Source organism: Mycobacterium sp. PSTR-4-N (assembly GCF_022348085.1).
Classification (GTDB): Bacteria; Actinomycetota; Actinomycetes; order Mycobacteriales; family Mycobacteriaceae; genus Mycobacterium.
In genome coordinates this window covers 15,392-40,067 of the sequence record NZ_JAKRFN010000033.1, presented here as the reverse complement: position 1 = coordinate 40,067, position 24,676 = coordinate 15,392, and the positions used below count along the sequence as shown (strand labels likewise).

Annotated in this window: 35 protein-coding genes and 4 tRNA genes; 22 read left to right on the top strand and 17 right to left on the bottom strand. The window is 67.1% G+C overall.

The annotated features are described in order from the left end of the window. Nucleotides 1-13: 13 nt before the first annotated feature. Both MHN84_RS28040 and MHN84_RS28035 read right to left on the bottom strand, forming a co-directional pair. Entirely contained in the window at nucleotides 14-742 is a 729-nt protein-coding gene (locus tag MHN84_RS28040; RefSeq protein WP_241207739.1) for a Clp protease N-terminal domain-containing protein, read from the bottom strand. A gap of 31 nt (nucleotides 743-773) precedes the next feature. After that, nucleotides 774-1,259: an SRPBCC family protein gene (locus tag MHN84_RS28035; protein ID WP_241207738.1), complete on the bottom strand. Its 486-nt coding sequence runs from the start codon at nucleotides 1,257-1,259 to the stop codon at nucleotides 774-776. A gap of 74 nt (nucleotides 1,260-1,333) precedes the next feature. Here MHN84_RS28035 and MHN84_RS28030 point away from each other — a divergent pair, with 74 nt between their 5' ends. Beyond that, nucleotides 1,334-1,696 (top strand): helix-turn-helix transcriptional regulator, encoded by a 363-nt coding sequence (locus MHN84_RS28030; protein ID WP_241207737.1) that lies wholly within the window; start codon nucleotides 1,334-1,336, stop codon nucleotides 1,694-1,696. Here the strand turns inward: MHN84_RS28030 and MHN84_RS28025 are convergent. From MHN84_RS28025 to MHN84_RS28010, 4 genes are all read right to left on the bottom strand, one after another. Beyond that, nucleotides 1,689-2,114, bottom strand: a complete 426-nt coding sequence (locus tag MHN84_RS28025) for a hypothetical protein (protein WP_241207736.1) — start codon at nucleotides 2,112-2,114, stop codon at nucleotides 1,689-1,691. The genes MHN84_RS28030 and MHN84_RS28025 overlap by 8 nt on opposite strands. A gap of 244 nt (nucleotides 2,115-2,358) precedes the next feature. After that, nucleotides 2,359-2,559, bottom strand: a complete 201-nt coding sequence (locus MHN84_RS28020; RefSeq protein ID WP_241207735.1) for a three-helix bundle dimerization domain-containing protein — start codon at nucleotides 2,557-2,559, stop codon at nucleotides 2,359-2,361. Between the two features lie 103 nt (nucleotides 2,560-2,662). After that, complete coding sequence (locus tag MHN84_RS28015; protein ID WP_241207734.1) at nucleotides 2,663-2,962, bottom strand: hypothetical protein; 300 nt, start codon at nucleotides 2,960-2,962, stop codon at nucleotides 2,663-2,665. A gap of 43 nt (nucleotides 2,963-3,005) precedes the next feature. Further along, on the bottom strand, nucleotides 3,006-3,251 hold the full coding sequence (locus tag MHN84_RS28010) for a hypothetical protein (protein WP_241207733.1): 246 nt from the start codon (nucleotides 3,249-3,251) through the stop codon (nucleotides 3,006-3,008). Nucleotides 3,252-3,628: 377 nt separating this feature from the next. Between MHN84_RS28010 and MHN84_RS28005 the strand changes: the two genes are divergently transcribed. From MHN84_RS28005 to MHN84_RS30055, 4 genes are all read left to right on the top strand, one after another. Further along, a complete protein-coding gene (locus MHN84_RS28005) occupies nucleotides 3,629-4,762 on the top strand; it encodes a tyrosine-type recombinase/integrase (protein WP_241207732.1) in 1,134 nt (377 codons plus the stop codon). After that, nucleotides 4,762-5,088 carry a hypothetical protein gene (locus MHN84_RS28000; protein ID WP_241207731.1) on the top strand — a complete coding sequence of 109 codons (327 nt, stop codon included), beginning with the start codon at nucleotides 4,762-4,764 and terminating at the stop codon, nucleotides 5,086-5,088. Before MHN84_RS28005 ends, MHN84_RS28000 begins: the two co-directional genes overlap by 1 nt. 296 nt (nucleotides 5,089-5,384) lie before the next feature. Beyond that, nucleotides 5,385-5,642 carry a helix-turn-helix domain-containing protein gene (locus MHN84_RS27995; RefSeq protein WP_241207730.1) on the top strand — a complete coding sequence of 86 codons (258 nt, stop codon included), beginning with the start codon at nucleotides 5,385-5,387 and terminating at the stop codon, nucleotides 5,640-5,642. Then, nucleotides 5,639-5,827: a DUF6011 domain-containing protein gene (locus MHN84_RS30055; RefSeq protein WP_374238438.1), complete on the top strand. Its 189-nt coding sequence runs from the start codon at nucleotides 5,639-5,641 to the stop codon at nucleotides 5,825-5,827. Before MHN84_RS27995 ends, MHN84_RS30055 begins: the two co-directional genes overlap by 4 nt. Nucleotides 5,828-5,871: 44 nt before the next feature. Here MHN84_RS30055 and MHN84_RS27990 read toward each other — a convergent pair whose 3' ends face one another. Continuing rightward, the gene (locus tag MHN84_RS27990; RefSeq protein WP_241207729.1) at nucleotides 5,872-6,048 is read right to left on the bottom strand and encodes a hypothetical protein; all 177 of its coding nucleotides are present in this window, start codon (nucleotides 6,046-6,048) and stop codon (nucleotides 5,872-5,874) included. A 104-nt stretch (nucleotides 6,049-6,152) separates the two neighbouring features. Between MHN84_RS27990 and MHN84_RS27985 the strand changes: the two genes are divergently transcribed. From MHN84_RS27985 to MHN84_RS27935, 11 genes are all read left to right on the top strand, one after another. After that, nucleotides 6,153-7,586, top strand: coding sequence for a DUF3631 domain-containing protein (locus MHN84_RS27985; RefSeq protein ID WP_241207728.1), 1,434 nt, complete (start codon nucleotides 6,153-6,155; stop codon nucleotides 7,584-7,586). Then, nucleotides 7,583-7,882, top strand: coding sequence for a hypothetical protein (locus tag MHN84_RS27980; protein WP_241207727.1), 300 nt, complete (start codon nucleotides 7,583-7,585; stop codon nucleotides 7,880-7,882). Before MHN84_RS27985 ends, MHN84_RS27980 begins: the two co-directional genes overlap by 4 nt. Then, entirely contained in the window at nucleotides 7,879-8,055 is a 177-nt protein-coding gene (locus MHN84_RS27975; RefSeq protein ID WP_241207726.1) for a hypothetical protein, read from the top strand. The genes MHN84_RS27980 and MHN84_RS27975 overlap by 4 nt, the downstream gene beginning before the upstream one ends. Beyond that, nucleotides 8,052-8,429, top strand: a complete 378-nt coding sequence (locus MHN84_RS27970; protein WP_241207725.1) for a hypothetical protein — start codon at nucleotides 8,052-8,054, stop codon at nucleotides 8,427-8,429. The genes MHN84_RS27975 and MHN84_RS27970 overlap by 4 nt, the downstream gene beginning before the upstream one ends. Next, on the top strand, nucleotides 8,426-8,779 hold the full coding sequence (locus MHN84_RS27965; protein ID WP_241207724.1) for a hypothetical protein: 354 nt from the start codon (nucleotides 8,426-8,428) through the stop codon (nucleotides 8,777-8,779). The genes MHN84_RS27970 and MHN84_RS27965 overlap by 4 nt, the downstream gene beginning before the upstream one ends. Continuing rightward, nucleotides 8,776-9,270 carry a hypothetical protein gene (locus MHN84_RS27960; protein WP_241207723.1) on the top strand — a complete coding sequence of 165 codons (495 nt, stop codon included), beginning with the start codon at nucleotides 8,776-8,778 and terminating at the stop codon, nucleotides 9,268-9,270. The genes MHN84_RS27965 and MHN84_RS27960 overlap by 4 nt, the downstream gene beginning before the upstream one ends. A gap of 181 nt (nucleotides 9,271-9,451) precedes the next feature. After that, the gene (locus MHN84_RS27955) at nucleotides 9,452-10,291 is read left to right on the top strand and encodes a phage major capsid protein (protein ID WP_241207722.1); all 840 of its coding nucleotides are present in this window, start codon (nucleotides 9,452-9,454) and stop codon (nucleotides 10,289-10,291) included. Then, nucleotides 10,291-10,503 carry a hypothetical protein gene (locus MHN84_RS27950; RefSeq protein ID WP_241207721.1) on the top strand — a complete coding sequence of 71 codons (213 nt, stop codon included), beginning with the start codon at nucleotides 10,291-10,293 and terminating at the stop codon, nucleotides 10,501-10,503. The genes MHN84_RS27955 and MHN84_RS27950 overlap by 1 nt, the downstream gene beginning before the upstream one ends. Nucleotides 10,504-10,506: 3 nt before the next feature. After that, on the top strand, nucleotides 10,507-11,418 hold the full coding sequence (locus MHN84_RS27945) for a hypothetical protein (protein ID WP_241207720.1): 912 nt from the start codon (nucleotides 10,507-10,509) through the stop codon (nucleotides 11,416-11,418). Continuing rightward, entirely contained in the window at nucleotides 11,418-11,774 is a 357-nt protein-coding gene (locus tag MHN84_RS27940; RefSeq protein WP_241207719.1) for an HNH endonuclease, read from the top strand. The genes MHN84_RS27945 and MHN84_RS27940 overlap by 1 nt, the downstream gene beginning before the upstream one ends. 204 nt (nucleotides 11,775-11,978) lie before the next feature. After that, nucleotides 11,979-12,908: a cytochrome P450 gene (locus MHN84_RS27935; protein WP_241207718.1), complete on the top strand. Its 930-nt coding sequence runs from the start codon at nucleotides 11,979-11,981 to the stop codon at nucleotides 12,906-12,908. 51 nt (nucleotides 12,909-12,959) lie between these two features. Here MHN84_RS27935 and MHN84_RS27930 read toward each other — a convergent pair whose 3' ends face one another. The 5 genes from MHN84_RS27930 to MHN84_RS27910 all read right to left on the bottom strand — a co-directional run bounded on the left by MHN84_RS27930 (nucleotide 12,960) and on the right by MHN84_RS27910 (nucleotide 14,718). Beyond that, nucleotides 12,960-13,283 carry a hypothetical protein gene (locus MHN84_RS27930; RefSeq protein ID WP_241207717.1) on the bottom strand — a complete coding sequence of 108 codons (324 nt, stop codon included), beginning with the start codon at nucleotides 13,281-13,283 and terminating at the stop codon, nucleotides 12,960-12,962. A gap of 655 nt (nucleotides 13,284-13,938) precedes the next feature. Then, nucleotides 13,939-14,013 (bottom strand) — tRNA-Val (locus MHN84_RS27925). Between the two features lie 11 nt (nucleotides 14,014-14,024). Continuing rightward, a tRNA-Cys gene (locus tag MHN84_RS27920) sits at nucleotides 14,025-14,098 on the bottom strand. A gap of 28 nt (nucleotides 14,099-14,126) precedes the next feature. After that, a tRNA-Gly gene (locus tag MHN84_RS27915) sits at nucleotides 14,127-14,199 on the bottom strand. Nucleotides 14,200-14,295: 96 nt separating this feature from the next. Continuing rightward, a complete protein-coding gene (locus MHN84_RS27910) occupies nucleotides 14,296-14,718 on the bottom strand; it encodes a DUF6636 domain-containing protein (RefSeq protein WP_241207716.1) in 423 nt (140 codons plus the stop codon). Between the two features lie 103 nt (nucleotides 14,719-14,821). Between MHN84_RS27910 and MHN84_RS27905 the strand changes: the two genes are divergently transcribed. Both MHN84_RS27905 and MHN84_RS27900 read left to right on the top strand, forming a co-directional pair. Then, nucleotides 14,822-14,896 (top strand) — tRNA-Val (locus tag MHN84_RS27905). 119 nt (nucleotides 14,897-15,015) lie between these two features. Continuing rightward, entirely contained in the window at nucleotides 15,016-15,708 is a 693-nt protein-coding gene (locus MHN84_RS27900; RefSeq protein ID WP_241207715.1) for a superoxide dismutase family protein, read from the top strand. Between the two features lie 21 nt (nucleotides 15,709-15,729). On the opposite strand, the gene MHN84_RS27895 is transcribed toward MHN84_RS27900, so the two are convergent. Next, nucleotides 15,730-16,977, bottom strand: a complete 1,248-nt coding sequence (locus tag MHN84_RS27895; RefSeq protein WP_374238439.1) for an Ig-like domain-containing protein — start codon at nucleotides 16,975-16,977, stop codon at nucleotides 15,730-15,732. A 258-nt stretch (nucleotides 16,978-17,235) separates the two neighbouring features. Between MHN84_RS27895 and MHN84_RS27890 the strand changes: the two genes are divergently transcribed. The 4 genes from MHN84_RS27890 to MHN84_RS27875 all read left to right on the top strand — a co-directional run bounded on the left by MHN84_RS27890 (nucleotide 17,236) and on the right by MHN84_RS27875 (nucleotide 20,085). Beyond that, nucleotides 17,236-17,481: a hypothetical protein gene (locus MHN84_RS27890; RefSeq protein WP_048423115.1), complete on the top strand. Its 246-nt coding sequence runs from the start codon at nucleotides 17,236-17,238 to the stop codon at nucleotides 17,479-17,481. A 9-nt stretch (nucleotides 17,482-17,490) separates the two neighbouring features. Beyond that, nucleotides 17,491-18,693: a JmjC domain-containing protein gene (locus MHN84_RS27885; protein WP_241207713.1), complete on the top strand. Its 1,203-nt coding sequence runs from the start codon at nucleotides 17,491-17,493 to the stop codon at nucleotides 18,691-18,693. Between the two features lie 4 nt (nucleotides 18,694-18,697). Continuing rightward, nucleotides 18,698-19,585, top strand: a complete 888-nt coding sequence (locus MHN84_RS27880) for a sucrase ferredoxin (protein ID WP_241207712.1) — start codon at nucleotides 18,698-18,700, stop codon at nucleotides 19,583-19,585. Between the two features lie 116 nt (nucleotides 19,586-19,701). After that, nucleotides 19,702-20,085 (top strand): STAS domain-containing protein, encoded by a 384-nt coding sequence (locus MHN84_RS27875; RefSeq protein ID WP_241207711.1) that lies wholly within the window; start codon nucleotides 19,702-19,704, stop codon nucleotides 20,083-20,085. 90 nt (nucleotides 20,086-20,175) lie between these two features. Here the strand turns inward: MHN84_RS27875 and MHN84_RS27870 are convergent, their stop codons facing one another. The 4 genes from MHN84_RS27870 to MHN84_RS27855 all read right to left on the bottom strand — a co-directional run bounded on the left by MHN84_RS27870 (nucleotide 20,176) and on the right by MHN84_RS27855 (nucleotide 24,656). Next, a complete protein-coding gene (locus MHN84_RS27870) occupies nucleotides 20,176-20,973 on the bottom strand; it encodes a SigB/SigF/SigG family RNA polymerase sigma factor (RefSeq protein ID WP_241207710.1) in 798 nt (265 codons plus the stop codon). A gap of 352 nt (nucleotides 20,974-21,325) precedes the next feature. Then, nucleotides 21,326-22,051, bottom strand: a complete 726-nt coding sequence (locus tag MHN84_RS27865) for an ANTAR domain-containing protein (protein ID WP_241207709.1) — start codon at nucleotides 22,049-22,051, stop codon at nucleotides 21,326-21,328. A gap of 118 nt (nucleotides 22,052-22,169) precedes the next feature. Further along, nucleotides 22,170-22,328, bottom strand: a complete 159-nt coding sequence (locus MHN84_RS27860; RefSeq protein WP_241207708.1) for a hypothetical protein — start codon at nucleotides 22,326-22,328, stop codon at nucleotides 22,170-22,172. Nucleotides 22,329-22,352: 24 nt separating this feature from the next. Then, nucleotides 22,353-24,656: a bifunctional diguanylate cyclase/phosphodiesterase gene (locus tag MHN84_RS27855; RefSeq protein ID WP_241207707.1), complete on the bottom strand. Its 2,304-nt coding sequence runs from the start codon at nucleotides 24,654-24,656 to the stop codon at nucleotides 22,353-22,355. Nucleotides 24,657-24,676 lie beyond the last annotated feature (20 nt).

Below are 24,676 nucleotides of genomic sequence, written 5' to 3'. Positions count from 1 at the left end.
CCGGATACGCCGCTCACTGCTGGGTGAACGCCTCCAGCGCCGCGCGCAGGTCGCCCTCGAACCGCCCGATGTCGACGCCGAGACGGTGCAGCACGCCGTCGTCGTCCTCCTCGTCGTAGAGCGCGAGCAGGAGGTGTTCGGTCCCGATGTAGTTGTGGCCGAGACGCAGTGCCTGCCGGAACGTGAGCTCGAGTGCCTTCCTGGCGCGGGCGTCGAACGGGATCAGCGCCGGTACCGCGTCGACGGGTGCGGGCAGGGTGATCGCCGTGGCGGCCGTCTTGCCGTCGACCCCCTGGTCGGCGAGGAGGCGGGCAGCGAGCCCGGTCGGGTCGGCGAAGAGTCCGAGGACGAGGTGTGCGGGATTGATCTCGGCATTGCGGGCGGAGTGCGCACGGTTCTGCGCTTCCACGATCACGGCGCGGGCGCGCGGGGTGAAGCGCTGGAAGCCGGCGTTCGGGTCCATCGCCGCGGCGTCGGTCGGGGTCTTGGGCACGAACCGCTTCTGGGCCGCCTGCTTGGTGACGCCCATGCATTTGCCGATGTCGGTCCAGGAGGCACCCGACCGGCGCGCCTGGTCCACGAAGTGACCGATCAGATGGTCGGCGACCTCGCCGAGCGCCTCGGCGGCAAGCACCGCGTCGGTCAGCTGATCGAGCGGCTGATCGTGGACACGAGTGATCGCGTCGATGAGGTCGTCGAGGCGGACGGGGTGGGTGATGCGGGCGTCGGGCGCGTCGGACATGCGTCAACCGTAGGTTGACGAACGGGATGCGTCAACCCTGGGTTGACCGTGGGTATCCGCGCCGGACTGTGCGGTCGAGGATGCCGAGCGTGCCCCGCAGCGCCAGTTCCGACACCACGGGGAAGATCCCGGCCTCGCGCCACTGCTGATCGATCCCCGACCAGTCGTAGAACGAGGTGACCAGCGTGTCCGTCCCGCTCGGCTCCAACCGATAGCCGTAGACGTGGCCGATCTGGGGGCGGATCTGACCGAGGATGGTCCAGGCGATGAGCCTGTCCTGCTCGTACTCGGTGATCTCCACGGTGACGTCGTAGCGGCCCATGGGGAAGTCGTTGAGCGCCTCCCGGTCCATGTGAACGACGAAGGAGTCACCGACGGCCCGCACGGGTTCGCCGTCCGCGTCCTGCAGCATTCCGGTGGCGTCGATGGCCACGTGGCCTTGAGGGTCACACAGCACGGCGAAAACGGCGTCGGGAGCTGCGGCGATGGTGCGGGTCACTTCGATGCGATCGGTCATGGGTCGATCGTGGCATGCAGTGGTGTGAATCACTGAGAAGTTTCGTTTCAGCGGAAGTCCGGGAAACCGAACGGATGCGCCCTGATGAGAAGACCAAGACCCAGCACCCGCGGATGCTGCGCCGTGCGCTGGACTTCATCCACGAGAACGCGCAGTACGACATCACCATCCGCGACATCTCGGCGGCAGCCGATGTGACTCCGCGAGCGATCCAGTACGCGTTCCGCGAGCATGTGGGCGTCACGCCGCTGGAGTACCTGCGCAGGATTCGTCTGGAACGGGCGCACCTGGAGCTCAAATCCGCCGATCCGGCGCGCGACACCGTCACCTCGATCGCCGGCCGGTGCGGCTTCACCCATCCCGGCCGATTCAGCAGCGCCTACAAAGAGATCTTCGGCACCGAGCCGAGTCGGACGCTGCGCAGCTCCGCTAGTTGATCGGTGTGAAACCTTCACGGTTGTAGATGCCGGCCTGCCACCCCTGGTCGCCCATGCACACCAGTGGGCGCCCATCGGGTGCTTGAGCGGCCGATTGCGGGTTGGGGCACGGCGCGCCGATGTCCTGCACACCCTTGAGGTCATAGGTGATCTGCCAGAAACCGGTGTAGACCGGCGGCCATTGATTCGGTATCCACCGGCACTGCAGCGCTTCGCCGCCGGGGCCGCGCCCGAAGGTGAACCGTTCCATGTTCGTGCACGGCGCGGTCAGGTGGGCGTCGTAGAGCATGCCTGGAACGTCGTTGGCGTAATGGCCCGGTTCATCGAAGTAGATGGGGCCGGGTTCGGCTGCGGCCACAGGAGCCATGCCCACCGCGGCCAGGCTGATCAGCGTCGACGCCGCCATCTCGCGAATCATGTCCCACCCTCTGGTCGCCGGTTCGTTGCTGGAGCGCCAACCTTAGCCGGTGGCGCCGCGACGACGCGGGGTTTCGCACTGCCCCGACATGATCTCGGCCCGCCACCTGAGGGGGGTTGGTGGCGGGCCGAGCGTATCGGGGATGTCTTGTCGCAACGTGTTGGTCTCGACGGTAAGAGCCGAACCTGAGAGCGACCTAATAGCAAGGTAGATCTCTGCTACAAAATCGATAACGATCAGGGTGTCAGGAGCCGAGACGGCTCAGTTCCGCATGGGCGTTGCGTTCGACGAACAGCGGGATGAAATCCCGGATGGGGCGGCCCGTGAACCGCGCGTACTCCTGGTGCACCACTGCGGCCACGCGGTCGGGTGCCACGGAGGCGTGGGCATCGGCCAGGCGCTGAGCCAGCTGGTCGATGATCTGCTGCTCACTCAACTCGATCACGAGCCCAGCTTCGTCGGGCGGATAGTCGTCGTCAATCAGCCAGTGCCACTCTCCGGTGGCTGTGCAGGGACAACGGCGCGAACATGTGGTGAACATCAAAGAGCTACTTCATCTTCAGCACCCAGGCGGGCACCCAGTGGGTCACGGCCTGTTTGTCTCCGCCGAAGCTCACGTCGTAGGACACCAGCCCCCACCAGCCGCCCTGTTCGCCGAGACCCCAGCAGGACAGCCGGCCTTCGACGATGGTGTCCATCTGTAATCCGTGCGGGTGGTAGCGGCCGGCGCTGTGGGGTTCGCGGGGGAACATCGCGACGAGGTCGACCAGAACGGCGATCGGCGGGTGCACCCTGCGGAACACCGTCCGCAGGGGCTGCCCGCCGTGGCCGATCTGTTGGAGACCCACAGTTCGATCATATGTTCGAACAGTGGGTTGGAAGAAGGGGCGCTCAGCCCTCGTTGTTGGACTTCGTGATGCCCGGCGTGAAGTTGGGACCGCACGGCATCTTGATGCCGTGCTGGCTGCACAGGGCGACGCCGCCTTGGACGCCGTCGTAGCTGCTGGCTTTGGGATACGTGCCCTGCTGGTCGACGCCGCTGGAGGCTTGGGAGATGGCTGCACCGCTCAGCGAGGCGGTGAGCATGGCGGCTCCGGTGAGCAGTCCGGCGGTTGCGGTGATGAGGCGGTTGGACATGTCGATCTCCTGGGGTGGTGTCAGCCGGGAGACGGAGACCCGGCAGGTGTGGCGTCGATGATGAGGAGCCAACTTGCGGAGAACCACCCGCATCTGCTGTTGATCGACTGACCGCCGGAACGGGCTTTGGCAAGTTCACAGCGGGGTGTCAGAAATGGCCGGCACAGTGCCGAGCCGGCGTGAAGCCGACGACGAAATGTGGTGCGCGATACTGGGATTGAACCAGTCTCACCAGGACTCCGCTATATTGTTGCTGAGCAGCGTCAAAAGGTCTCTGACCTGCCGACACGCGAAACAGTAGCATTCACCCGAGATGACCACAAGTGCCCACAAATACCCTCTAATGTGGTGCATATGTGGTGCAAAAGGCGGCAACAGTGACCAAACCACGGCGCAGCTTCGGCCGATTGCGGCAGTTCCGCTCCGGCCGCTGGAAGGCTTCCTACACAGGCCCTGACGGAATGCTGTACGAGGCTCCGACGACGTTCGCGCTGAAGCAGGACGGCGAAGCATGGCTCACCGATCGGCGCCGCGAGATCGACCGGGAACTCTGGTCTCCGTCGAGCGGACAGGATGAACGCCCCACCGCCGTGTTCGCCGACTACGCCGCGGAGTGGGTCCGGCGCCGCACCGTCAAGGGGCGGCCGCTGAAGGATCGCACCAGAGAGCACTACGGGAAGCTGCTGCGCGATCACATCTTGCCGACGTTCGGGAAGGGCACCGTCCGGTCGATCACCCCGGACGCAGTACGGAAGTGGTACGCGACGTGCGCGGTCGGCTCGCCGGTGATCCGCGCGCATTCCTACTCCCTGCTCTCGACGATCATGGCCACCGCGGCATCGGAGGGAATGGCCGACCAGAACCCCTGCACGATCTCTGGCGCCGGGAACACGGAACGGCGTGTGAAGATCAAACCGGCAACGCTGGCCGAGCTCGAGACGATCGCGAACGCGATGCCCGAGCGGCTGCGCCTGATGGTGGTACTGGCGGCCTGGTGTGCGATGCGCTTTGGCGAGTTGTCGGAGCTGAGACGCAGGGACATCGACGGCAACGTGATCCGGGTCCGGCGCGCCGTCGTCCGCGTCGCCGGCGAAATGGTGGTCACCACGCCGAAGTCCGCGGCCGGATCCCGCGACGTCGCGATCCCGCCCCATCTGCTGCCCCTGGTCGAGCAGCACCTCACGCAACACACCGGCGCCGGCCGCGACGCGCTGCTCTTCCCCGCGGTGAACGGTGGCCACATGCAGCCCTCGTCGCTGTACCGGTACTTCTATCCGGCGCGAGAGGCGGCCCGGCGCCCGGACCTTCGGTTCCACGACCTTCGGCACACCGGGGCCACGCTGGCGGCCCAGACCGGCGCAACGCTCGCCGAACTCATGGGTCGGCTCGGCCACAGCACCGTCAGCGCCGCCCTGCGGTACCAGCACGTCGCCGCCGACCGTGATGCGCAGATCGCCGCGGCGTTGTCCCGGATGGCCAGCGAAGAACACGCCGCCGGCACGGGGCTCTGATGAAGGACGCCCGGGATATGTCCGCCGAAGAGTTCGACCGCGCGCGGAGCGAAGAGTTCGACTACGTCCGCAGACAGATCGCGGCAATCAGAAAGCAGCCCGCGACGAAGAGAGCCAAGCTGACCGTGCACGAGATTTTCTGCAGGGGCCGGTGCAACGCGCCGGTAGTGCAGGTGCTCGAGGTCCGCCTATCTGACGGATCGCCGGCGAAAGCCGTCTGCTATCGCAGGATGAAACCGAGCAATCAGGAACTGCCACACGACGCAGGTCCGCAACACCTTGCCCGTGCTATGCGCGATCGGAAACGTTCGCTGCAGCTTGTATGATTGGGAATTCACCCTCATTAGAGACGACGCGGACCCAGGCGCGGAAAACCGTGCAATCGGCGGGCACCGACAGATGTTATTCGCTGCCTGCGAGTGCAGCGGTGAGCGGACTTTCACCGTCGCCGGCATCCTTAATCGCGAGGGCCGACGAAGCACCGTCGACCCATTGAACCGGACTTAAAGGCCCACAAGCGGACTCAAGTGTTATCGTGAAGACGGTCTATGCGGCAGTGACCGCGGACGCTCGCACATCTTGACGGGCCAGCGAGCCAGTTCCCGAAGGGGACGGCTCCCACATGCCCGACACATCGACGACAGCAGCACCTCGCCGCAAATCGACGCACTCTAACCGCTCTCAGCGGCGAAACCCCGCACCGGCATACTTCGGAATCCCCGACGCCGCAGCCTATCTCGGCGTCGAACATAAGACGGTGCGCCGCCTAATAACCAGCGGTGAACTACCGGCCTACCGGCTCGGTAAGCGACTCATCAAGATCAAGGTCGCTGACCTCGACGCCCTCCTCACCCCCATGCGGGGAGGCGCCGCATCATGATCCGGGAACGAAGAAACCGCCCCGCGGGCAACGAGGCGGCTCCCAACAAGCTCACGGCGACGAGCTGCCCACAGTCTACCGTCCGCTGCACCCAGTGTCGCCGACCGCTGCGCGCCCACCTGTCAGTCGTGCGCACCTGTGGCCCGGTCTGTCTACGACGCCTGCAGACGGGGGTGAGCGCGTGACGACCGAGCACCTCACAGCCCCGCTGTGCACACGGGCCGCGACATCACACGACATCCCCCGCCAGCTCGAACGCCGCAGATCCGCAGCCCAACGACTGGCCCCCCTCGAATGCGGATGCGCCGACCCCTGGCTCTGCGACTGCGACGACCTGCCCACGCTCACCGACGCCACACTCGACGGGTACCGCGAAGCTGCCCTGCACATCCTCCAGAGCGGCCAAACCCCGCTCCTGTCAATGGAAGTCCGCCGCGGTCTGTGGCGACGCGGGGGAGAAGACCGAGCACTCGCCGAGAAGCTTCACAGCCTCACCGTTGGAGGAGTCGCATGACCGACAACCTCTCCGCGCGCGGCAGGGCGATCGCCGAGAGCGGCAAGTACCAGACCACGATCCTCGACGAGGTCGAGCGGTTCACCGGCCCATTCCTGGCATTCCCGACGCCGCACCACCTGACGGTCATCGTCCTGTGGATCACCCACACCTGGACCACCACCGCGTTCTACGTGACACCGCGCCTGGTCATCGACTCCGCGGAGCCGGGCAGCGGCAAGACCCGGGTGTTGGAAATCCTCGCCCTGCTGTGCCGGTCAGCCAAACTCACGTTATCGACCACGACAGCGGCGCTGTATCGGCGGATCTCAGACGCCGGCCCCGAGTCGCTGACGGTGCTGCAGGACGAAGCCGACGCACTCTTCGGCAAGACCACCAACCCACAGGCCGAAGATCTACGCGCGTTGTACAACGCCGGCTACAAACGCGGCGCGACAGTCGACCGGTGCGAGACCGACGGCAAGGGTGGCATCAAGGTCCGGGAGTTCCCGGTGTACGCGGCCGTCGCGCTGGCCGGCCTGGCGGGGAAGATGCCGGCGACGATCACCGACCGCGCTGTGGTCCTGCACATGCGCCGCCGCGCGCCGGACGAAACAGTCAGAGAATTCCGGGAACGGGACGCAGCCCTGTCAGCGACCCCGATTCGCGATCGCCTCGAGGCATGGGCAGCCGAGAACCTCGCAGCACTCGAGCAGTGCCGGCCCCCGATGCCGGCGGGCGTGCGTGACCGCAAGGCAGAGGTCTGGGAGGCGCTGCTGGCTATCGCGGACGTGGCTGGCGGGCAATGGCCAACCCGCGCTCGAGAGGCATGCACCCACTTCGTCCTGCAGACCGATCCGGACGCCTTATCGTTCGGGCTCCGGCTGCTGCGCGATGTCCGCGACGCCTTCGCCGACAACGACCGCATGTTCTCCGAAGACCTGGTCAAGAAACTCATCGAGGACGACGAATCGGAGTGGTCCAACCTGTGGGGCAAGCCGATCGACAAGAACCGGCTAGCAAAGGAACTGAAGCGGTACGGAGTGCGGTCATCCACCCTCCGCATCGGGGAGGGTCGCGCGAAGGGATATCTCGTCGCGGGAGAGGACGGACTAGCCCAAGCGTGGCACCGCTACCTGCCCCCCACAGGTACGCGTGACAGCCGTGCCAGTGGTGACATTGCAGGTCAGCCCGTCACGCCTTGTCACGGCACGCGTGACAGCCGTGACACAGGCGTGACACCGAAAATGGCATCTGATCAGCACTTATTCTCCGAGGTCACGGCTGTCACGCGTGTCACGCCACACCCCGGGGCGCCTGAAGGCCCGCCGGCGGACCGCCAGTCATTCACCCCGCCGGACGGCCCCGGCCGGTGTCCGGAATGCGGCTGGCACATCGCATCGCAAGGGCACACCCCCACCTGCCCAGCAAACACCGAAGGGGCGGCATGACCACCTGGATCAGACTGTCCGACCACCTCGGGGCCATACCCCACCTCGAAGACGCCAAGTGCAAGGGCCGCGGCGACCAGTTCGACCTCCCCGAACCCTTCGCGCCCGGAGATCCCGCCACGGAGAGCCGGCTGGCCGACGCCGTAGCGGTGTGCCACCAATGTCCGGCACTCATCACCTGCAACCGGTGGGTGGACAGCCTCACACCGAAGCAGCGGCCAGCCGGCGTCGTCGCCGGCCGCGTCTTCGTCCGCCCAATCCGCAGCACCTCAACCCTCGAACGGAACACACCATGAGACTCCGCCGCCGCCTGTTCCAACCGCAGGTGCACACAACCGCTGAAGTACGGCGGCCCATCACCGTGACCCTGGCCGGATTGGAATTCGACCTCACCACACACGACGCCCTGCGACTCGTCGCCGAACTCACCTACGCCATCAACGAAGTCACCGAAGGAGAACCATCATGACCGCCACCCGACCCAGCCCGTGCGGCCTCAACGGATGCACCAACCCCTCCGACCCCGACAGCGCCATCGGCAGGTGCGGGGACTGCACCTTGTCCTGGTCCGTCACGTTCATGCGCATCCAACAGGCTCAACAGCAGCGCGCCGCGGCCGCTACCGAGCGGGCCGCCGTCGACGCCGTCCTCTTGCTGCAATCCTGGTACCGCGAAGACACCGCCGCCGGCCAGATCATCGCCGAGAACTGCGACGTCTGGTCCGTTCTCGTCCAAACCTTCGGATTCCTGTTCGCCACCCTGCGCCACTTCGACGTCGACATCGACGAACGCCTCGACATCTGGCTCCAAGAGACCCGCGCACAGATCGGTGAAAAAGCATGACCGACAACACCATCGGGCCGCACCGCCCAGACGACCACCGCGGCTGGCTCGTCTTCGAACACCTACCCGACGAGCTGCAGCGCGCCGAAGACGCCACGCAGGCCGCCGACTTCGCGGCCGCCAGCAGCTTCTCGATGAAGTGGTCGCGGACCGTCGACCCCGACACCGGACGGGTCGTGCGCTACTTCACCCGTCCCGCAACAGCCGCCGAGCGTACCTTGCTCGCCCACTTGGGCTACACGTTGCCTGAGGCGCTGGACTGCAGCGTCTCCTACGTCACTGAGACCCTGCGCCGCAGACGGTGGCCAGCACTGGAATCACAAACACCACAAGGAGGAAACACACCATGACCGCACCCAACACCCCGGCAGCCAACGACGACACTTCGCCGGACACGACAGACGCCCAGCCAGCGACCGAGTCACCCGCAGAAGAGCAACAGGCACCCGGCCCTGCGGGCGGCGATGAGCCCGAGACGGAACCCGCGCCGAACAGCGAAGCGGCCCGGTACCGGGTGCAGCGCAACGAAGCCCGCACCGAACGCGACGCCCTAGCCGAACGCGTCGCCGGCTACCAGCGCCGCGAATGTGAGCGCATCATCGCCGACGTTCTGGAAGTGCCCGGCGACCTGTGGGACATCGCCCGCGCCGATGTCGCGTCGTTCATCAACGAGGACGGCACCGTCGACGAAGACGAACTACGCGCCTCAGCCGAAGCCCTGATCAACTCGCGGCCCGGCCTCGCCAAATCCGCCCCGAGACCGGCGCCGCAATGGGGCCAGCACAGCGGACCCGCCGCGGGCCAAGCAGCATGGGCATCCGTTCTCAACGCCTCACGCTAGAATCGTGCTCGACGTTGGACAGACGGCAGGACCGGGCCAACGTCGAGCACGACAGCGTCGAACGGGACACCGAGCCCGATCCGCAGTCGCCGGCCAGGTGCCAACCCGCCTCCATGGTGAGCGCGAGAAACCCCCGTAACTTTTTGCGCTGCAAGCGCATTCACTCAACGGAGCAATTCTCATGGCATCAACCACATCCACCTTCGGCCCCATCCTCCGCCCCGAGCAGGTTGGCGACCTCGTCATCCAGCCCCTGATCCAACAGTCGATCGCCGGCCAGGTACTCACCTCCGTCATGACGGCCAGTCACGACTACCGGGTGCCGGTCGTCGCGGCCGACCCCTCGGCCTCGTGGGTCGCCGAAGGCGCCGAAATTCCCGTCACTGACGGCGACGTCGACGAAGTCCTCGTCACCCCGTCCAAGCTTGCCGGCTTGACCGTCGTCAGTCGCGAACTGGCCAACGACAGCAGCCCGGCCGCCGCCGACGTGATCGGGCAGGGCCTGACCCGCGATCTGATCAGGAAGACCGACCAGGCGCTGTTCACCGCCACCACCACCAACGGGCCCGGCGGAATCCCGGGTGTCAGCGGTGTGTCCACCGTCAGCGCCGGCGCCTCCTACGCCAACGTCGACGCCTTCTCGGATGCTCTCTACACCGCCGAGCAGTTCAACGCGACGATCACCGCGTGGGTCACCAACCCGGCCACCGCCAAGACGCTGGCCAAGGTGAAGGAGGGCAGCGGCTCGAATAAGCCACTGTTGCAGCCTGATCCGACGCAGCCCGGCCGACGGCAGATTCTCGGTGTACCGCTGCTCACCAGCCCGTACGTGACGACCACCGGCAGCGTGGTGTGGGGTATCTCCGCGCAGTACTCCTACCTCGTCGTCCGGGAACAGGCCGAAGTCGAATCGGACCGCAGCGTCTTCTTCACGTCCGACAGGGTGGCGGTGCGCGCCATCCTCCGACTCGGCTTCGCCTTCCCGCACCCGGCCAGCCTCGTCAAGATCGCGACGTCGTGATGACCACGCGCAGCATCGGCCGCAGAGCCACACCACCGAGCAACGGTGGGCGGGTCTCGGTAGAGATCGCCGAGCCCTTCGCGGTGTTCCACGACGGGGAGCAACGCACCGGCACCGTAGACAACGTGCCGGTCGCCGTCGCGCGTTACTGGCTGCGCCGCGGCTGGGCCAGCTACGCCTTCGGCGACGCCCTCGCCGAGAACGGCGCCTAAACCGTGGCGGCGGCCGGCGTCAATCCCGTTGGACACACGGGGCAAGGACTCTCCACGACCGGCGCCTCCTATGCCGAGAGCGAGCACCTGCGCCGCGCCGCCACCCGCACACCAACGCGGGACCGAACGACACTCCCGCCCGACCACCCCCACCGGTTCGGCTGGCGCTTCTGGATCATGCTTCCCGAGCACGCCCGACTACTGACCCCCCACGGCCACCCCGGCGGAGCGATGAGCACCCACTCACTGGCGGAAGCGACATGCACGCACGGCAACACACCCCCAGCGCAGGACTGCCCCTGCGGCATCTACTACATGCCCAATCTCTCCATGTTCCGCGCGTTCTGCGGAAGCATCCTCAACCGCACCGAACCCGCCCGCCTCGACCCCGATCGCTGGCTCGACCTCGGTCTCTCGATTCCGTTTCTGGCTGCCCTGCAAGGAACGTTCGACGACGAGCCACCCGGACCGCTCGAAGTGTCCTACGCGCTCACGTTCGGAGCCGCCGTCGGCGACGTCGCACTCGGATACCACCACCACTACGAACCCGGCACCCTCCGAGCGCACCGCTACCGCACGCTCGCCATCGTCGTCCCCCTCGCAAATGCCGAACTTCATAGCCGACTCAAGGCGCAATACCGCTGCCCGGTCCTCGCCGACGTCAACACCTGCGACGCCATCGAGCACGCCATCACCGCAGACCCCACGGTGAGAGCCGACCTAGACGCTCTCGCCGACGAGACCGCGTCACCGCCGGACGCGCTCGCGACACGATGGAACGCCCGCCTTGTCGAGAAAGCATTGACGCCGCTCAACGTCCCACCAGCACTACTGCCCGAACACGTCCGCGGAATGCTCCACACACGTTTCGCGGCCCAACACGCCGACTGGCGCCCACCCGCGGAGCTCTGCTGATGCCGCGCGCACCACGCCGCTGTCCGGGCGACGACTACGACTGCCCGAACATCATCACATCGGGCCGCTACTGTCCCGAGCACACGATCGCCTGGCGCGGCGAACGCACAGCCAGCTCCCGCGCCACGACCACCCCGGCCTGGCGGCGACTACGACAGTTCGTCCTCGAGCGCGACGGCTTCACCTGCCAACTCCAACTCGCCGGCATCTGCACCGGACACGCCACCGTCGTCGACAAGATCATCCCCGCAGCCCGCCGGCCTGACCTCGCGCTCGATCCCGCGAACGCACGCGCATCATGTCAGCCTTGTAACGCCGCGAAGGCACGCACCACCGACCGGTCCGCTCATGGCTGACCCTCAGAAGGGGATGGGTGGGAGTCCCCGCCCGGGGCTCCGTGCAACGCCGCAACGCTCGGCGAAATTCTGTCTGTACGGGTCTGGGAACTTTCGGCCAGTGCTGGCGAATATCGAAAGATAATGCAAGACAGACGATTTCGATTCAACGGAGGCTTGCAGCATGCGGAATTGCGGGTGGTTACTGACGGGTAGCGTTCGGCGGTGCGCGTCGTGACGGTCGCCTCGGCCGGTGGCGATGCAGTCGTGACGGTTCTCCCACCGCTTCCGGCAACGTGCATTGCGGATCGTGAGAGGTATTGGGTGTCGCTGGCGGCGCTGGGCCCGGTGCTCCTGGTCCGCGATGACGACGTCTTCGGCATGGGCTACCCCGCCGGCGACTCGTATTACTTGACCCAGCGGACCGACATACTCGCCGCACTGAAAAACGCCGGTGCCCTCACTCGCCGGGATGGCGCCTACGTCACGATGCCTGCCCCGCTCCGAAAGATCACGGGTAACGCGATGAGCCCGGGTGTGGTCAAGGCACTGCAACCCGAACTCCGCCGACGAGCCGCCCTCTTGATCGGCGCCGCCCGCAGGACCGCCTGGACGAGTCAAGCTTTCATCGACCTCACCGACACCTTCGCCTGCGAGGTGTTCCTGGCGCTCATCGGCATTCCCTTGGGAGGTGCACCCGTCGAACTTGAGCACGTAATCTCTGAGCGGCGCACCGCGTTCTCAGCAGCACTGCTCGACGTCGTCACGGTCACCGAAGCCGTCGCCGTGTACGTCGGACTGCTCTCTGACGGCAGGCCCATCCACTCAATCGCGGCCTCGCTTCGCAACGCGCTGATCGAGCTCGACCGCAACCCGCGGCGCGCCGCGGACCTCGAGCAGTTCGCCGACGACGTCTTCCGGCATCACACGCCACTGCCGGTGATGGTCCGGCACACCACACAGCCTCTCGCCGTGGCCGGACTCGTGATCCCACCAGACTCGCGCGTCGTGCTCTGCATCGAAGGTGCATCGGCCGGACGCACCGAAGCTCACGGCCACCTGGCGTTCGGTACGGCCGCCGGCGGATGCGTCGGACACCACCTCTCGAAACTCGCACTCGTCGAGTTCGTCCGCGCGTGGCTGGTTCAGGGTTGACCCTGAAAAGGTCCGGACCCTTTTTACTGCCGCTAGTAAGACCAGCGTGATTCAGTCGACGAGCCCGTAGTCGCGCCGCTCGGCGTAGTCGCGGTGCTCGGGGTCGCAGGAGTCGCGGAGTATCGCGTGAACGGTGGGCTGAGCGCACTCGCCGCAGCGGAGAGTGCCCGTCATGCGCCAACCCCGCTCGGGATAGTCGCGGTCGCCGCCGTCAAGCGTCGTCGCGGGATCGTCCCAACGGAAGGTGTGCTTCGCAGAGACGGTGCGAAGTTGGCCGCATCGGCAGCACAGCGCGCGGTTCTCGCGCCGGTATCGCGGGTTGTACGCGGCGATGCGCTGGGCATGAGGCTTCTCGGCTTTCCGGCCGCTGCTCACGGTTCGGCATGGCTGGCCAGTCTCTGCGGCACAGAAGGGGCATCGCACAGCCAGCGCGGGGTGCTCGTCGGCGGTCACTGGTCTGTCCCGTCGATGTGCGCCAGACGCATACCCTCCGGACCGTGGAGTGTGGCGTCGTGCCGGAGATCATCTCGGTAGTCGGACAGGGCGACGACGGAGCCACCTACACCGCTGTCGGGCATGCGCTCAGGTGTCCTCGATGAGGACAACTCGCGGCTTTCGGAGATGAGCGACAGCACGGTGAGGATGCGTCCCAGCTCGCTCTCGTCCCACGTTTCTGGGGGCGCCTGGCGGAGGTGATGTCGGATGCGAGCGCGAAGGGCGTGAGTACTACCGCTGAGCATCGACGGCTGCTGTCCGGGCGAGGTGCGGGGTGACGGTGCGGACCCAGCCGCGGACGGCATCTTGACACGGTTCGCCGGCTGCTACGCCGCATAGGGGACAGGTGACGGCCAGAGTTTCCGGCGATGATCCGGGGGTGGTATCCCCGCGCGGTGCTTGGCGGGATGTGGTGCGGTTACGCATTCGCTGCAGACTCCTTACGGATACTGTGCGGAGTCCTGACCTGCAGCTACGTAGTGGTGCATATGTGGTGCAAATCGTATCTGACTTGACCATAACTGCACGTAGAACGTGGTGCGCGATACTGGGATTGAACCAGTGACCTCTTCCGTGTCAGGGAAGCGCTCTCCCGCTGAGCTAATCGCGCCGGGAACACCTTGGAGGTGGAGACGGGAATCGAACCCGTGTGCACGGCTTTGCAGGCCGTTGCCTCACCACTCGGCCACTCCACCGCTGGGCTTTGATGCCAGTGCACCTTCGAGCGGATGACGGGATTCGAACCCGCGACCCTCACCTTGGCAAGGTGATGCGCTACCAACTGCGCTACATCCGCGCGCTACGGCCGACTTCGTCGCCCGTTGCGATGCACGACGATAGTCCACGCAGTTGGGCGTACACAAATCCCCTCCCGTTCCACGAGCTTCCGGGCTCAGAACAGCGTGTATGCCTGGCGGGACAACGTGAATCCGTGCCCGTCGGAGTTCGAGCACCGCATGCCGGACGGTTCGCTCCGGCAACTCATCCCGCCGCCGGCCTGGAACTGGCCGTAGGGGAGGGCGGCGCCACCGCCGAACGTGGTGTCGCCCGCGCAGACGAAGGACGCCGATCCGGTCGCGCGCATCGAGATGCCCTGGCCGTAGCCGGTCATGTCGGGGCAGTCGGCGGGCCGCGACGGAGGCGACCAGTCCCGCGTCTGGATGTCGCAGCGCAGCAGATCGTCGACGATCATGCAGGCGATGTTGCCGCTGGGGGAGGTGAACGACACGTCGTCGGCTGCGGCGGCCGGCGCCAGGGCCACAGCTGTCGTGCTGACGGCGGCGGTCGTCAGCAGAACCCGTCCCCACGACGTCATGCGGCGACACTACCTGTGAACTACCTGGCAGAAGGCCCGAATTCCGGAAGGGGAGGGTGTGCGTGTAATCTTCTGCCTCGTCCGACTCCGTCGGAAAACTCCCGGTCTCGTAGCTCAGTGGGAGAGCGTCCGCCTCACACGCGGAAGGTCGCTGGTTCGAACCCAGCCGGGACCACCACCCTTATTGCGTTCGGGCCGATGCCCCGTGCGTCGGGTTTGCGTGACACCTCCTCGGGTAGCGCCCTCATGTCATCCGTTGACAGAAGGGTGGCTCGACATCCGATACGAGGAGCATTCATGCACCACAAAGCACTGTTCGCCGCCTGCGCCGCAGCGGCACTCCCGCTGGCCGGCGCGTCCCCTGCCGCGGCCCAGCCCCCGCCGCCGCCGGTTCCCACGGTCATCCCGGTGCTGCCGCTCAACGGCACCGCTGCCACCGGTACCGTCACCCTGACCCCGAACGCCGATGGCAGCCTTCGGATGCAGGTCAACGTGTCCGGGCTCATTCCGAATCAGCCGCACGCCCAACACATCCACGGTGACGCAAGCGGGCGCGATTTCGTGTGCCCCGGCCCGGCGGCCGATGTCGCCCCTGACACGAACGGCGACGGCTTGCTGTCGGCGGTCGAGGCAAAGCCGGCCTACGGTCCCATCTTCATCGCGCTGACGACCTCCGGCGCCACCGACGCGGGCAGTGGTCTCGCACTCGATCGCTTCCCGGTGGCCGACCAGTCGGGCCGAGTGGTCTACGACCGCACCCTGTCGGCACAGGAACTGCCCGAGGGCACGATCGCGCATCTGGCGGATCTGACGTTCGTCGAACATGGCATCGACGTCGACGGCAACGGCAAGTACAACCTGGACACCCGTATCGGTGAGTCACCCTTCGCTCAGGCACAGGGCGTGCAGGGAGTGCCCGCCGAAGCCACGTATCCGGCGGGCTGCGGCGCTACCGCGGGGGCGACGAACCCCGCGCCGGCCTCGCGCTGACCGGACCGCGGCCGGTCGCCGCTACTGCTCGAGCGCGCTGCCTTTCATCCACTCGGACCACGGCAGCGTCCAGTCGCCGTTCTGCTCGAGCTTCAGCGGCGGCCCGCCGGTGTGGCGCACCTCGACCACGTCACCGGGCCGGGAGAACTCGTAGAACCACTGCGCGTTGTCGCTGTTGAGGTTCAGGCAGCCGTGACTGGTGTCGGTGTTGCCCTGCGCCCACACCGTCGAATTCAGCTGGTGCAGATAGATCCCGTCGGAGCTGATCTTCGTCGCCCACGGGATCGTCTCGCGGTAGCCCAGCCGGCTGTTGACCGGCAGCCCGAACGTCGAGGAGTCCATGATCACCGGGTTGGCCTTGTCGATCACCGTGTAGACCCCCGGCGGCGTCCAGAACGACAGCGTGTTGCCGCCGATGGTCTCGGTGCCGCCCATCCCCATCGATGTCGGCATGGTGCGCACCAGCTTGCCGTTGTCGTACACGCTGACCTGTTTGGTGGTGTCGTCGGCGATCGAGACGTGCGCATCGCCGATCACGAACCCGACCTTCTGATCCTCGGCGCCGTAGAGGTCGTCGCCCAGTTCGTCGCCGTAGATGTTCGCCTCGACGCTGACCTTCGTGCCGGGCGCGTAGTACCGCTGGGGGCGCCAGTGCGCGGTCTGGTCGTCCACCCAGTACCAGCTGCCCTGCACGGGCGGATCGGTACGCACGCGCAGTTGCCGCTCGGCGGCCGCCTTGTCGACACTCTCGTCGAAGTGGGCCACGATCACCATCCCGACCCCGTAGGTGCCGCCGTCCTGGATCGGCGCGTAGCCCACGGTGTTCAGGTACACCGAGGTCTGCTCACTCGGTTCCACCGTGGTGAAGCTGGACGTCTGCCGCGTCGGCATGCCGCCGGGCCCGTGCCCGCTGATGGTCATCGTGTACGTGCGGCCGTAGCCGAGCTGCACCGTCGGCTTCCACGCCTTCGCATCCGGGGTCAGCACTCCCGGAATCTCGCGATCCGCGTCGTTGACCATCGTGACGTTCTCGAGCGTTCCGCTGACCGCCGCCACGAGCACCCGGGCATCCGGCTTGACGTCCTCCGCGCCGGCGCCCGGCGTCACGATCAGCCGCGCCGGCTCGGTCGGCGACGGGGGAGCGGGCGGTGCGAACGCCGACGAGCGGCCGGCGGCCAATGCCTGGCACCCGTCACTGCAGCGCTGCGAGCTCGACGAGACGACGCCGAAGGCCGCGACGACCGCGAGGAGGGTCGCCAAGCAGGCGATGCGGGCACGACGATCAGACCTCAAGCGTTCTCCAGTGTGTATATCGGCGAATGGCCAGGCGATCCCACGTCGGATCGATGGCCCGATCCTACTGGGCCAGCGGCGCTTTGCGCGCAGCGCGCCCCGATCGTTACCCCCTGTGCCGCGCTCTGTGATCTCCGGTCTCGGAACCGGGTGTTTGGCTGCCGATCAGGGCGGGCACCTCTGCCTCGCGCGGTAGGCTGCGGCTGATCGCAGCAGCGCGGAAAGGTGACGACAATGGCACTCGATGACGACGACATCACGACTGAGTCCGGTGGCGAGGGTCCGGCCGACGGTGGCTCGAACCCCGGTGGTCACGACGGCGGCGCCGATGGCACCGCGGGCGGTGAGGGTCCGGCCGACGGTGGCTCGAACCCCGGTGGTCACGACGGCGGCGCCGATGGCACCGCGGGCGGCGAAGGCCCGGCCGACGGCGGCTCGAACCCCGGCGGTCACGACGGCGGCGCGGACGGCACCGCCTAGGACGTTTGCGTGCTGACTCGCTGCGTAGCAGTCGACACCGACGTCTTCGCGGCGCAGTACTGGGGGCGACGGCCCCTGCTGAGTCGGTCCGACGCGCTACCCCGTGACTTCACCGACCTGCTGTCTCCGGCGGCGGTCGACGAGCTCATCACCAGTCGCGGGGTACGCGCGCCGTTCCTCCGGATGGCCAAGGAAGGCTCCCTGCTCGCGCGGGAGTGCTACGTCGATGCGGCCGGTTTCGGCGCCGAGATGCCCGACCAGGTCGACTCAGCCCGGGTACTCGGGCAGCTCGCGGCCGGTGCCACCCTGGTGCTCCAGGGACTGCACCGCCTGTGGCCGCCGCTGATCGACTTCGTCCGCGACGCCGTGGACGATCTCGGCCACGCCGTGCAGGCCAACGCGTACATCACCCCGCCCGGCAACCGCGGCTTCGACGCTCACTACGACGTGCACGACGTGTTCGTGCTTCAGGTCAGCGGGGCCAAACGCTGGATCGTCCACGAGCCGGTCCACGCAGATCCGCTGCCGAGCCAACCGTGGACCGATCACCGCGAGGCCATCGCCGCCCGCGTGAAGGACGCCCCGGTGATCGACACGACGCTGACCCCCGGAGATGCGTTGTACCTCCCGCGCGGCTGGCTGCACTCCGCGGTGTCCGAGGACGCCACATCGATCCACTTGACGATCGGGGTGTCGGCGACCACGGGCGTCGACGTGCTCAGAGCCCTGGTCGACACCCTGGCCGACACCGCCGAGTTCCGTGCTTCGCTGCCGATGGGCGTGCACACTGCCGACCCCGACGAGACGGCCGCGCTGGCGGCCAAGGTGCTGGCCGCGCTCACGGCCACAGTCGGGGATCGCGCCGAGGAACTCAGCGACGGAGTCGCCACTCGGTTGACCCGTCGGCACGCCGACCGCACCCGACCGGTGGCGGTCCCTCCGCTGGCCACACTGGAAGCGACGCAGGCCGCGGACACCACACCGGTGCGATGGCGCCGCGGATTGTGGGCCACACTCGCCGAGGTCGACGGGCGGGTGCGGTTGCGGTTGCCTGACCGGACGATGTCTTTCCCCGCGTTCTGCCGGCCGGCGCTCGAGGCGGCCATGTCCGGGACAGTGCTCGACGCGAGCACACTGCCCGGACTCGACGCCCACGACGGAACGGTGCTGGTGCGCAGGTTGCTGCGCGAGGCCGTCGTCGTTGTCGCCTGACCCGATGACCCCGGCCAAACGGGTGCCGTGCAGCGACCAGTCCCTGGTGCGCGGTGACCCCATGTACGCAACGGCGAGCGCGGGCCACGCCTGGGCGCTGTTGGAGCTCAGCGGTGGGTGGGGTCCGTCGGCGTTCCTGAACTCGCCGTCGATCATCGACCCCGCACTCGGCCGCGCCGTGGCCCGTCGCTTCGAGGCGGCCGGGATGCGAGTCGCCGCGATCCGCAAGCCGGGCCGACGTGTCTCACCGCCGCGGTGGCGCTGGTATCTGGCCTTTTCCGACGAAGGTGCCGAAAAGCTGTACCAAGGTGAGGTCACCGACCCCAGCGGTTATCTCGATCTCGCGCTCGACGGTGCTGACGGCACGCGGTGCGCCGAGCCCGTCGTCGTGGTGTGCGCGCACGGCCGCCACGACCAGTGCTGCGCCGTGCGCGGCCGCAGTGCAGTCGCGGCGATCGCCGCCCGCTACCCGGAGATCACCTGGGAGTGTTCGCATCTCGGCGGCGACCGGTTCGCGGCAACGATGTTGGTGCTACCCGAAGGGCTGTGCTACGGCCGTATCGATCAGACCGACGCGGCCGGTCTCATCGACAGGTACTACGCCGGCACCCTGGATCACAGGTTCTTGCGCGGCCGCACCTCGCTACCGCACGCCGTGCAGGCCGCACAGCATTTCGCTCGGGCCGCCTTCGGTGACGAGCGCATCCGGGCGCTGTCGCCGGTGTCGGTCGACCATCGAGACGCCTCGATCCGGGTGGTACTCGACGGGGGCACGAAACCCATCGAGGTCATGCTGGTCGAAGAACTCTCAGAACCACTGATCTCGATGTGCCGGTCCACGGTGGCCGGTCGGGTTCGCACGTTCGCCCTTCAATCGATCAGCTCCCCGTGACCGTCATCCGTATCGCGTGAACCCGTATACACTGATCATGACGCGCCCCATCGTTTTGGTTCAGACTCAGCAGCCCGTGAGACGCAGCGCTTCAGCACCAGCGATCGGGAGTTGTCATGTCGTCCATTCCAGCCATGCCGGATCCGGCGCAGTCGCCGTCTCCGTGCATCGTCACCGATTCCTGGCACGATTCGGTCGTCGTGATCCGCTGCGTCGGTGACCTCGACATGCTGACCGTCGGCACGCTCGAACGTCAGATCGACACCGCCTTGAAGAAGAAGCCGTCGGCGATGATCATCGACCTCGCTGCGCTGGACTTCCTCGCCTCGGTCGGCATGGGACTGCTGGTCGACGCGCACGACAGATGCGGCGACACAACACAATTCATGGTCGTTGCCGACGGGCCTGCCACGAGCAGGCCGATGCGGCTGATCGGGCTGAGCGAGCTTTTCACGTTGCACGCCACCCTCGAGGACGCTGTCGACGCGGTCAGGCGCTGACAGGGCTTCCGCGAAAGCGGTTGACCGGCAACCTATTCGAGACGGAAATCGGTGACCTGCTGCCGCGTTCGCGGCAGCAGGTCACCGCTGTCAGCTGGCCTTCTCGCGGATGCTCGACAATGCGCGCGAGAGCAGTCGCGACACGTGCATCTGGGAGACGCCGATCTCGTCGGCGATCTGCGATTGCGTCTTGTTGTCGAAGAACCGCATCTTCAGCACGAGGCGGTCGCGCTCCGGCAGGCCGGCGATGAGCGGGCGCACCGTGTTGATGTCGACCACCTTCTGCAGGTTGGGGTCCGGGCCGCCAAGGGTTTCCATCATCGTCAACCCGTCGCCGTCGGAGGTGATCTCCTGCTCGGTGGAGCGGGTCGAATACGCGTCGGCGGCGATCAGCCCCTCGATGACCTGTTCACGGTCGAGGCCCAGATGCTCGGCCAACTCGCTGGGTGACGGCGCGCGATTGAGGTCGTGGGTCAATTCCGCCCGCGCGTTCTTGAGGCGGATGTTGAGTTCCTTGAGTCGACGCGGAACCTTCAGCGCCCACCCGTGGTCGCGGAAGTAGCGGCGTACTTCGCCCATCATCGTCGGCACGGCGAAGGCGAGGAAATCGTCAGCCGTGTCGATATCGAATCGGTTCACCGCATTGAGCAAGCCGACCCGGGCCACCTGGACCAGATCGTCGTGCGTTTCGCCACGCCCGCGGAATCGGCGGGCGATGTGGTCGGCCAGTGGTAGGCAACGCTCGATGATCGCTTCTCGGTGGCGTTGGTACACAGCGGAGCCCTCGTCGAGGAGGGCCAATTCTCGGAACATGTCCGCGACGTCGGCATAACCGCCGGATTCGGTCGTCTTGCGGCTGGGGGCAACAGTCTTTTCGAGAGTAGGCATGAGGAATCACGCCTTTCCTTCATGACGGGACGCGTCCGGTGTCCGGGAACAACTCGCTGGCTTCTTCAGGGGAGCTGAGAACCCAGGACACCGGCGTCAGGTCTTGCGGACCGCCGGTAAGCGATTGGCACAGGACCAACGAGGTCACGCCGGATTCTCGACATGCGCTTACTGCGGTAGGTACGTCACCGCGGCGCCAGTTTGCTTCCGGCTGTACTACTGATTGCGGTGACATCACACGTTTAGCACGTACGTACGACAATACGGCGCGAGTGCAGAACTGCAAGCCAATTCGTCTGAGAATGTCCGTTAGAAAAGCTCAAGGGCAGCTCACGAGGTTGTGACGCCGGTGTCAGGACTCGCCGACACCCGCATCGATCACCCGCTGCGCGATGTCGACGAGCTTGGTGTTGCCCTCCTGGGACAGTCGGCGCAGCAACTCGAAGGCCCGGACGGCGTCGATGGCGAAGCGTTCCATCAGGATGCCCTTCGCTTGGCCGATGAGGTCGCGGGTGGCCAGGGCGTTGCGGAACTGTTGCTGACGGCGCAACAGGTTCCACGTGACGGTGGTATGAGCGGCGAAAATCAACGCTTGCTCGAGCGATTCGTCGTCGAAGACGCCGGGGGAGGGCGCGTAGAGATTGAGCGCGGCCAGCCGATTGCCGTCGTTGTGCAGCCGGATCGACAGAATGGAGCGCACCGGCGAGAGTTCGCACGCGCTGCGTTGATAGCGAGGCCAGCGGGTCTCTGCGGCCAAGTCGTCGACGTGGATGGTGTCGCTGGTCCACGCCGCCGAGAGGCAGGGACCCTCGCCGTGCTCGTTCTGGATCTCGTCCAGCAACGTGGCGTCATCACTGGTCGCCCCGAGGGTGCTGACGTGTCGATCGTCGTCGACCAGGGACAATCCGGCCGCGTGGGCTCCGGGCACGGCAGTCACGGTGGCCACGTTGACCTCGCGCAACACGGCGTCGATCTCTCCACCGCCGCTGCGCTGGACATCATCGAGTTGGTTCAGGAACTCATAGATCCGCTGCCGGTCCGGCGAGAGCTTGGCGTTCGAGCCGTCGGATGAAACCACTGAGCTCCTCCGCTCCGGGGACAAGATCTCTTCAGGCGTACCCGATCAGTGGCGACCCATCGCTGCGGGACGGAGAGCACTTCGTTTTCCGGCTCCGCGGGCCGTTGTACGAAGGGGTTCAGCCCACCGCGTCGTGGGGCGCGATGCTGAACCTGAGCCCGTCGTCGGTCTCCTCGGGTTCTACGGGCGTCTCCCGCCCGCAGACCGGGCAGGTCGCCGCCTGGGCGGAGGGTTGATCCTCGGGCACGTACCGGCCCGTTCCTTCGCATGCGCTCACCGCGTGCGAGTACCCGCTCATCGGTCAGGCATGTGTGCCGGATGCGGCCCTGGCAGCGATGGCGGCCGCCCCGACGGGCCTGCCGAACAGATAGCCCTGACCGATGTCGCACGCGTGTTCGCGCAGCCACTCCGCGGTCTGCTCGTCCTCGATGCCCTCGGCGACCACGGTGATGCCGAGGTCGTGCGTCAGGTCGATCACCGCGCGGACGACGGCGGCCGCCCGGGCGTCGGTGGTCACCGGCGCGACGAAGTGACGATCGAGCTTCACCTCGTCGATCGGGAGGTCACGCAGGTACGACAGCGACGAGTAACCGCTGCCGAAGTCGTCGATCGCCACGCGGATGCCGTGGGCGCGCAGGCGCCGCAGCACCGCGGTCACCGTTTTCATGTCGCTGAGCACGACGTCTTCGGTGATCTCGACGGTCAGCAGGTCGGCGGGCAGTCCGCGGCCGTCCAGCGCTTCGCAGAAGAGTTCGGGAAGGTCTGTCTCGCGCAGACAGGGGGCGAACAGGTTGACCGCGATCGGCATGCGCAGCCCGTTGGCGTGCCAGCGCGCCGCGTCGTCGAGGGCGAGGTCCACCACGATGCGGGTCACGCGCTGGATCAGTCCGCGCTCCCGGACGAGGGCGATGAACGCGTCCGGTAACAGCATGCCCAACCGGGGATGCGGCCACCGCAGCAGCGCCTCCACCCCGACCATCTCGCCCGTCGGCAGGGCGAATTTGGGCTGGTAGACGACCCCGAGCCCGTTGTGGTCGATAGCGTTGCGCAGTTCGCCGAGCAATTGGAGTTCCGCGGCGCCGCCCGTGCCCTGGCGGCGCTCGGCCAGCTGTTCGACCAAGTCACCGTCAGCGGCCAGCATGTCGGCAGTGAAGGTGTGCACCTCACGCGAACGCGCCCGCTTGGCCGCGTGCATGGCGATGACCGCGCGCCTCTGTACGGTGTCGGCCACCAGGTCGGGCTCTGTCATCGAGGCGACCGTGACCCCGATGCTGGGCCGCAGCAGGATGTCCTGGCCGTCCACGGTGAACGGGACGTCGAATGCGGCGCTGACCTTCTGGGCCACCTCGGCGGACGCGTCGTACGGACCTTCGAGCAGGATTGCGAACTCGTCGCCGGCGATGCGGGCCACGGTGTCGCCCGGGCGCACGGCGGCGGTGAGTCGCCGGCCCACGTCCACCAGCAACCTGTCGGCGGTGTCGTGGCCGAGGTTCTCGTTGATCAAGCGGAAGTCGTCGAGATCGAGGGCCAGCACGGCGACCGAGCGGTCGATACGCGCCCGCAGCAGCATCGCGTGGGCCAGCCGTTCGCCGAACATCGTCGGGTTGGCCAGGCCGGTCAGCGGGTCCTGGAGCGCGTGGTCCACCGCGGCCGTTATCAGCCGGCGGTTCTCCCAGGCGGCGATGGACTGGCGCACGCACACCGCCGCCACGATGGCCGGCACCAGAAAGCGCTCGAGACCCGACATGATGAGCATCGGCCCGATGGTTCCGGCCAACAGCAGCGGGATGAAGGGCAGCCAGACAGCCGCCTTCGACGGCGACGGTAGGCCCGGTGCCCGGGCGGACGGCGCGGCACGGCTGATCACCGCCGCCGCCGCGAACAGAGCCGCGGCCCATGCCCACGCGGCATCGATCAGGTCACCGGATCGGTAGGTGTCCTGGGCCACCATGCCGGCGTAGGCGCTGTCGGCGACCGCCATCACGGTGATGGCTGCGGCGAGCAGGCTGATCGCGACGCGTTGGCCCCCGGTCGTGCGCATCAGGGTCACCACCGCGATGGTCAGCATCACGATGTCGGCGGCGGGGTAGAGGAACGCCACGATGATGGCGGCCCGGTCGTCCCGGTAGGCGCTGTAGACGTCGTCGAGCACGAGAATCCACGCCAACAGGAACAGGCACAGCGTCACCGTGATGCTGTCGAGCACGATGCGCAGTCGCGATTGCCGCAGCGGTTCGGCCACGAACTGCGTCATCGCGACAGTGGCCAGCGCGGCGAAGACCACGTAGAAGCCGTCGGCGAGCGAGGGTACGGGCACCTCCTGGCGCAGGATGACCTCGTAGACGAACCAGGTCGCGTCGCCCAGCGTCCACGCCGCCAGGGCTGCGGTCATCAGGCTCCAGGCCCGGCGGAGGCGCCCCGACGCCGAGTGGGCGGCCAGACCTGCGCAGGCGGCCGCATACATCAACAGCGCCAGGTTGATCAGGTCGTCCGCGATCCGCGCACCCGGCAGGTCGGCTCCCACGACGAGGAGCGCCGTGAGGATGAGGACCCCCACCAGCGGCGCGATGACCAGCGCGATTACCCGCCGGGAGTACCGGCCCATGTCCACAACGCTCCCATACT

Coding starts and splice junctions, on each gene's coding strand:
- MHN84_RS28040 (WP_241207739.1), bottom strand. CDS start 742: ATGTCCGACGCGCCCGACGCCCGCATCACCCACCCCGTCCGCCTCGAC.
- MHN84_RS28035 (WP_241207738.1), bottom strand. CDS start 1,259: ATGACCGATCGCATCGAAGTGACCCGCACCATCGCCGCAGCTCCCGAC.
- MHN84_RS28030 (WP_241207737.1), top strand. CDS start 1,334: ATGCGCCCTGATGAGAAGACCAAGACCCAGCACCCGCGGATGCTGCGC.
- MHN84_RS28025 (WP_241207736.1), bottom strand. CDS start 2,114: ATGATTCGCGAGATGGCGGCGTCGACGCTGATCAGCCTGGCCGCGGTG.
- MHN84_RS28010 (WP_241207733.1), bottom strand. CDS start 3,251: ATGTCCAACCGCCTCATCACCGCAACCGCCGGACTGCTCACCGGAGCC.
- MHN84_RS28000 (WP_241207731.1), top strand. CDS start 4,762: ATGAAGGACGCCCGGGATATGTCCGCCGAAGAGTTCGACCGCGCGCGG.
- MHN84_RS27995 (WP_241207730.1), top strand. CDS start 5,385: ATGCCCGACACATCGACGACAGCAGCACCTCGCCGCAAATCGACGCAC.
- MHN84_RS30055 (WP_374238438.1), top strand. CDS start 5,639: ATGATCCGGGAACGAAGAAACCGCCCCGCGGGCAACGAGGCGGCTCCC.
- MHN84_RS27985 (WP_241207728.1), top strand. CDS start 6,153: ATGACCGACAACCTCTCCGCGCGCGGCAGGGCGATCGCCGAGAGCGGC.
- MHN84_RS27980 (WP_241207727.1), top strand. CDS start 7,583: ATGACCACCTGGATCAGACTGTCCGACCACCTCGGGGCCATACCCCAC.
- MHN84_RS27975 (WP_241207726.1), top strand. CDS start 7,879: ATGAGACTCCGCCGCCGCCTGTTCCAACCGCAGGTGCACACAACCGCT.
- MHN84_RS27970 (WP_241207725.1), top strand. CDS start 8,052: ATGACCGCCACCCGACCCAGCCCGTGCGGCCTCAACGGATGCACCAAC.
- MHN84_RS27965 (WP_241207724.1), top strand. CDS start 8,426: ATGACCGACAACACCATCGGGCCGCACCGCCCAGACGACCACCGCGGC.
- MHN84_RS27960 (WP_241207723.1), top strand. CDS start 8,776: ATGACCGCACCCAACACCCCGGCAGCCAACGACGACACTTCGCCGGAC.
- MHN84_RS27955 (WP_241207722.1), top strand. CDS start 9,452: ATGGCATCAACCACATCCACCTTCGGCCCCATCCTCCGCCCCGAGCAG.
- MHN84_RS27950 (WP_241207721.1), top strand. CDS start 10,291: ATGACCACGCGCAGCATCGGCCGCAGAGCCACACCACCGAGCAACGGT.
- MHN84_RS27940 (WP_241207719.1), top strand. CDS start 11,418: ATGCCGCGCGCACCACGCCGCTGTCCGGGCGACGACTACGACTGCCCG.
- MHN84_RS27910 (WP_241207716.1), bottom strand. CDS start 14,718: ATGACGTCGTGGGGACGGGTTCTGCTGACGACCGCCGCCGTCAGCACG.
- MHN84_RS27900 (WP_241207715.1), top strand. CDS start 15,016: ATGCACCACAAAGCACTGTTCGCCGCCTGCGCCGCAGCGGCACTCCCG.
- MHN84_RS27890 (WP_048423115.1), top strand. CDS start 17,236: ATGGCACTCGATGACGACGACATCACGACTGAGTCCGGTGGCGAGGGT.
- MHN84_RS27880 (WP_241207712.1), top strand. CDS start 18,698: ATGACCCCGGCCAAACGGGTGCCGTGCAGCGACCAGTCCCTGGTGCGC.
- MHN84_RS27875 (WP_241207711.1), top strand. CDS start 19,702: ATGTCGTCCATTCCAGCCATGCCGGATCCGGCGCAGTCGCCGTCTCCG.
- MHN84_RS27870 (WP_241207710.1), bottom strand. CDS start 20,973: ATGCCTACTCTCGAAAAGACTGTTGCCCCCAGCCGCAAGACGACCGAA.
- MHN84_RS27855 (WP_241207707.1), bottom strand. CDS start 24,656: ATGGGCCGGTACTCCCGGCGGGTAATCGCGCTGGTCATCGCGCCGCTG.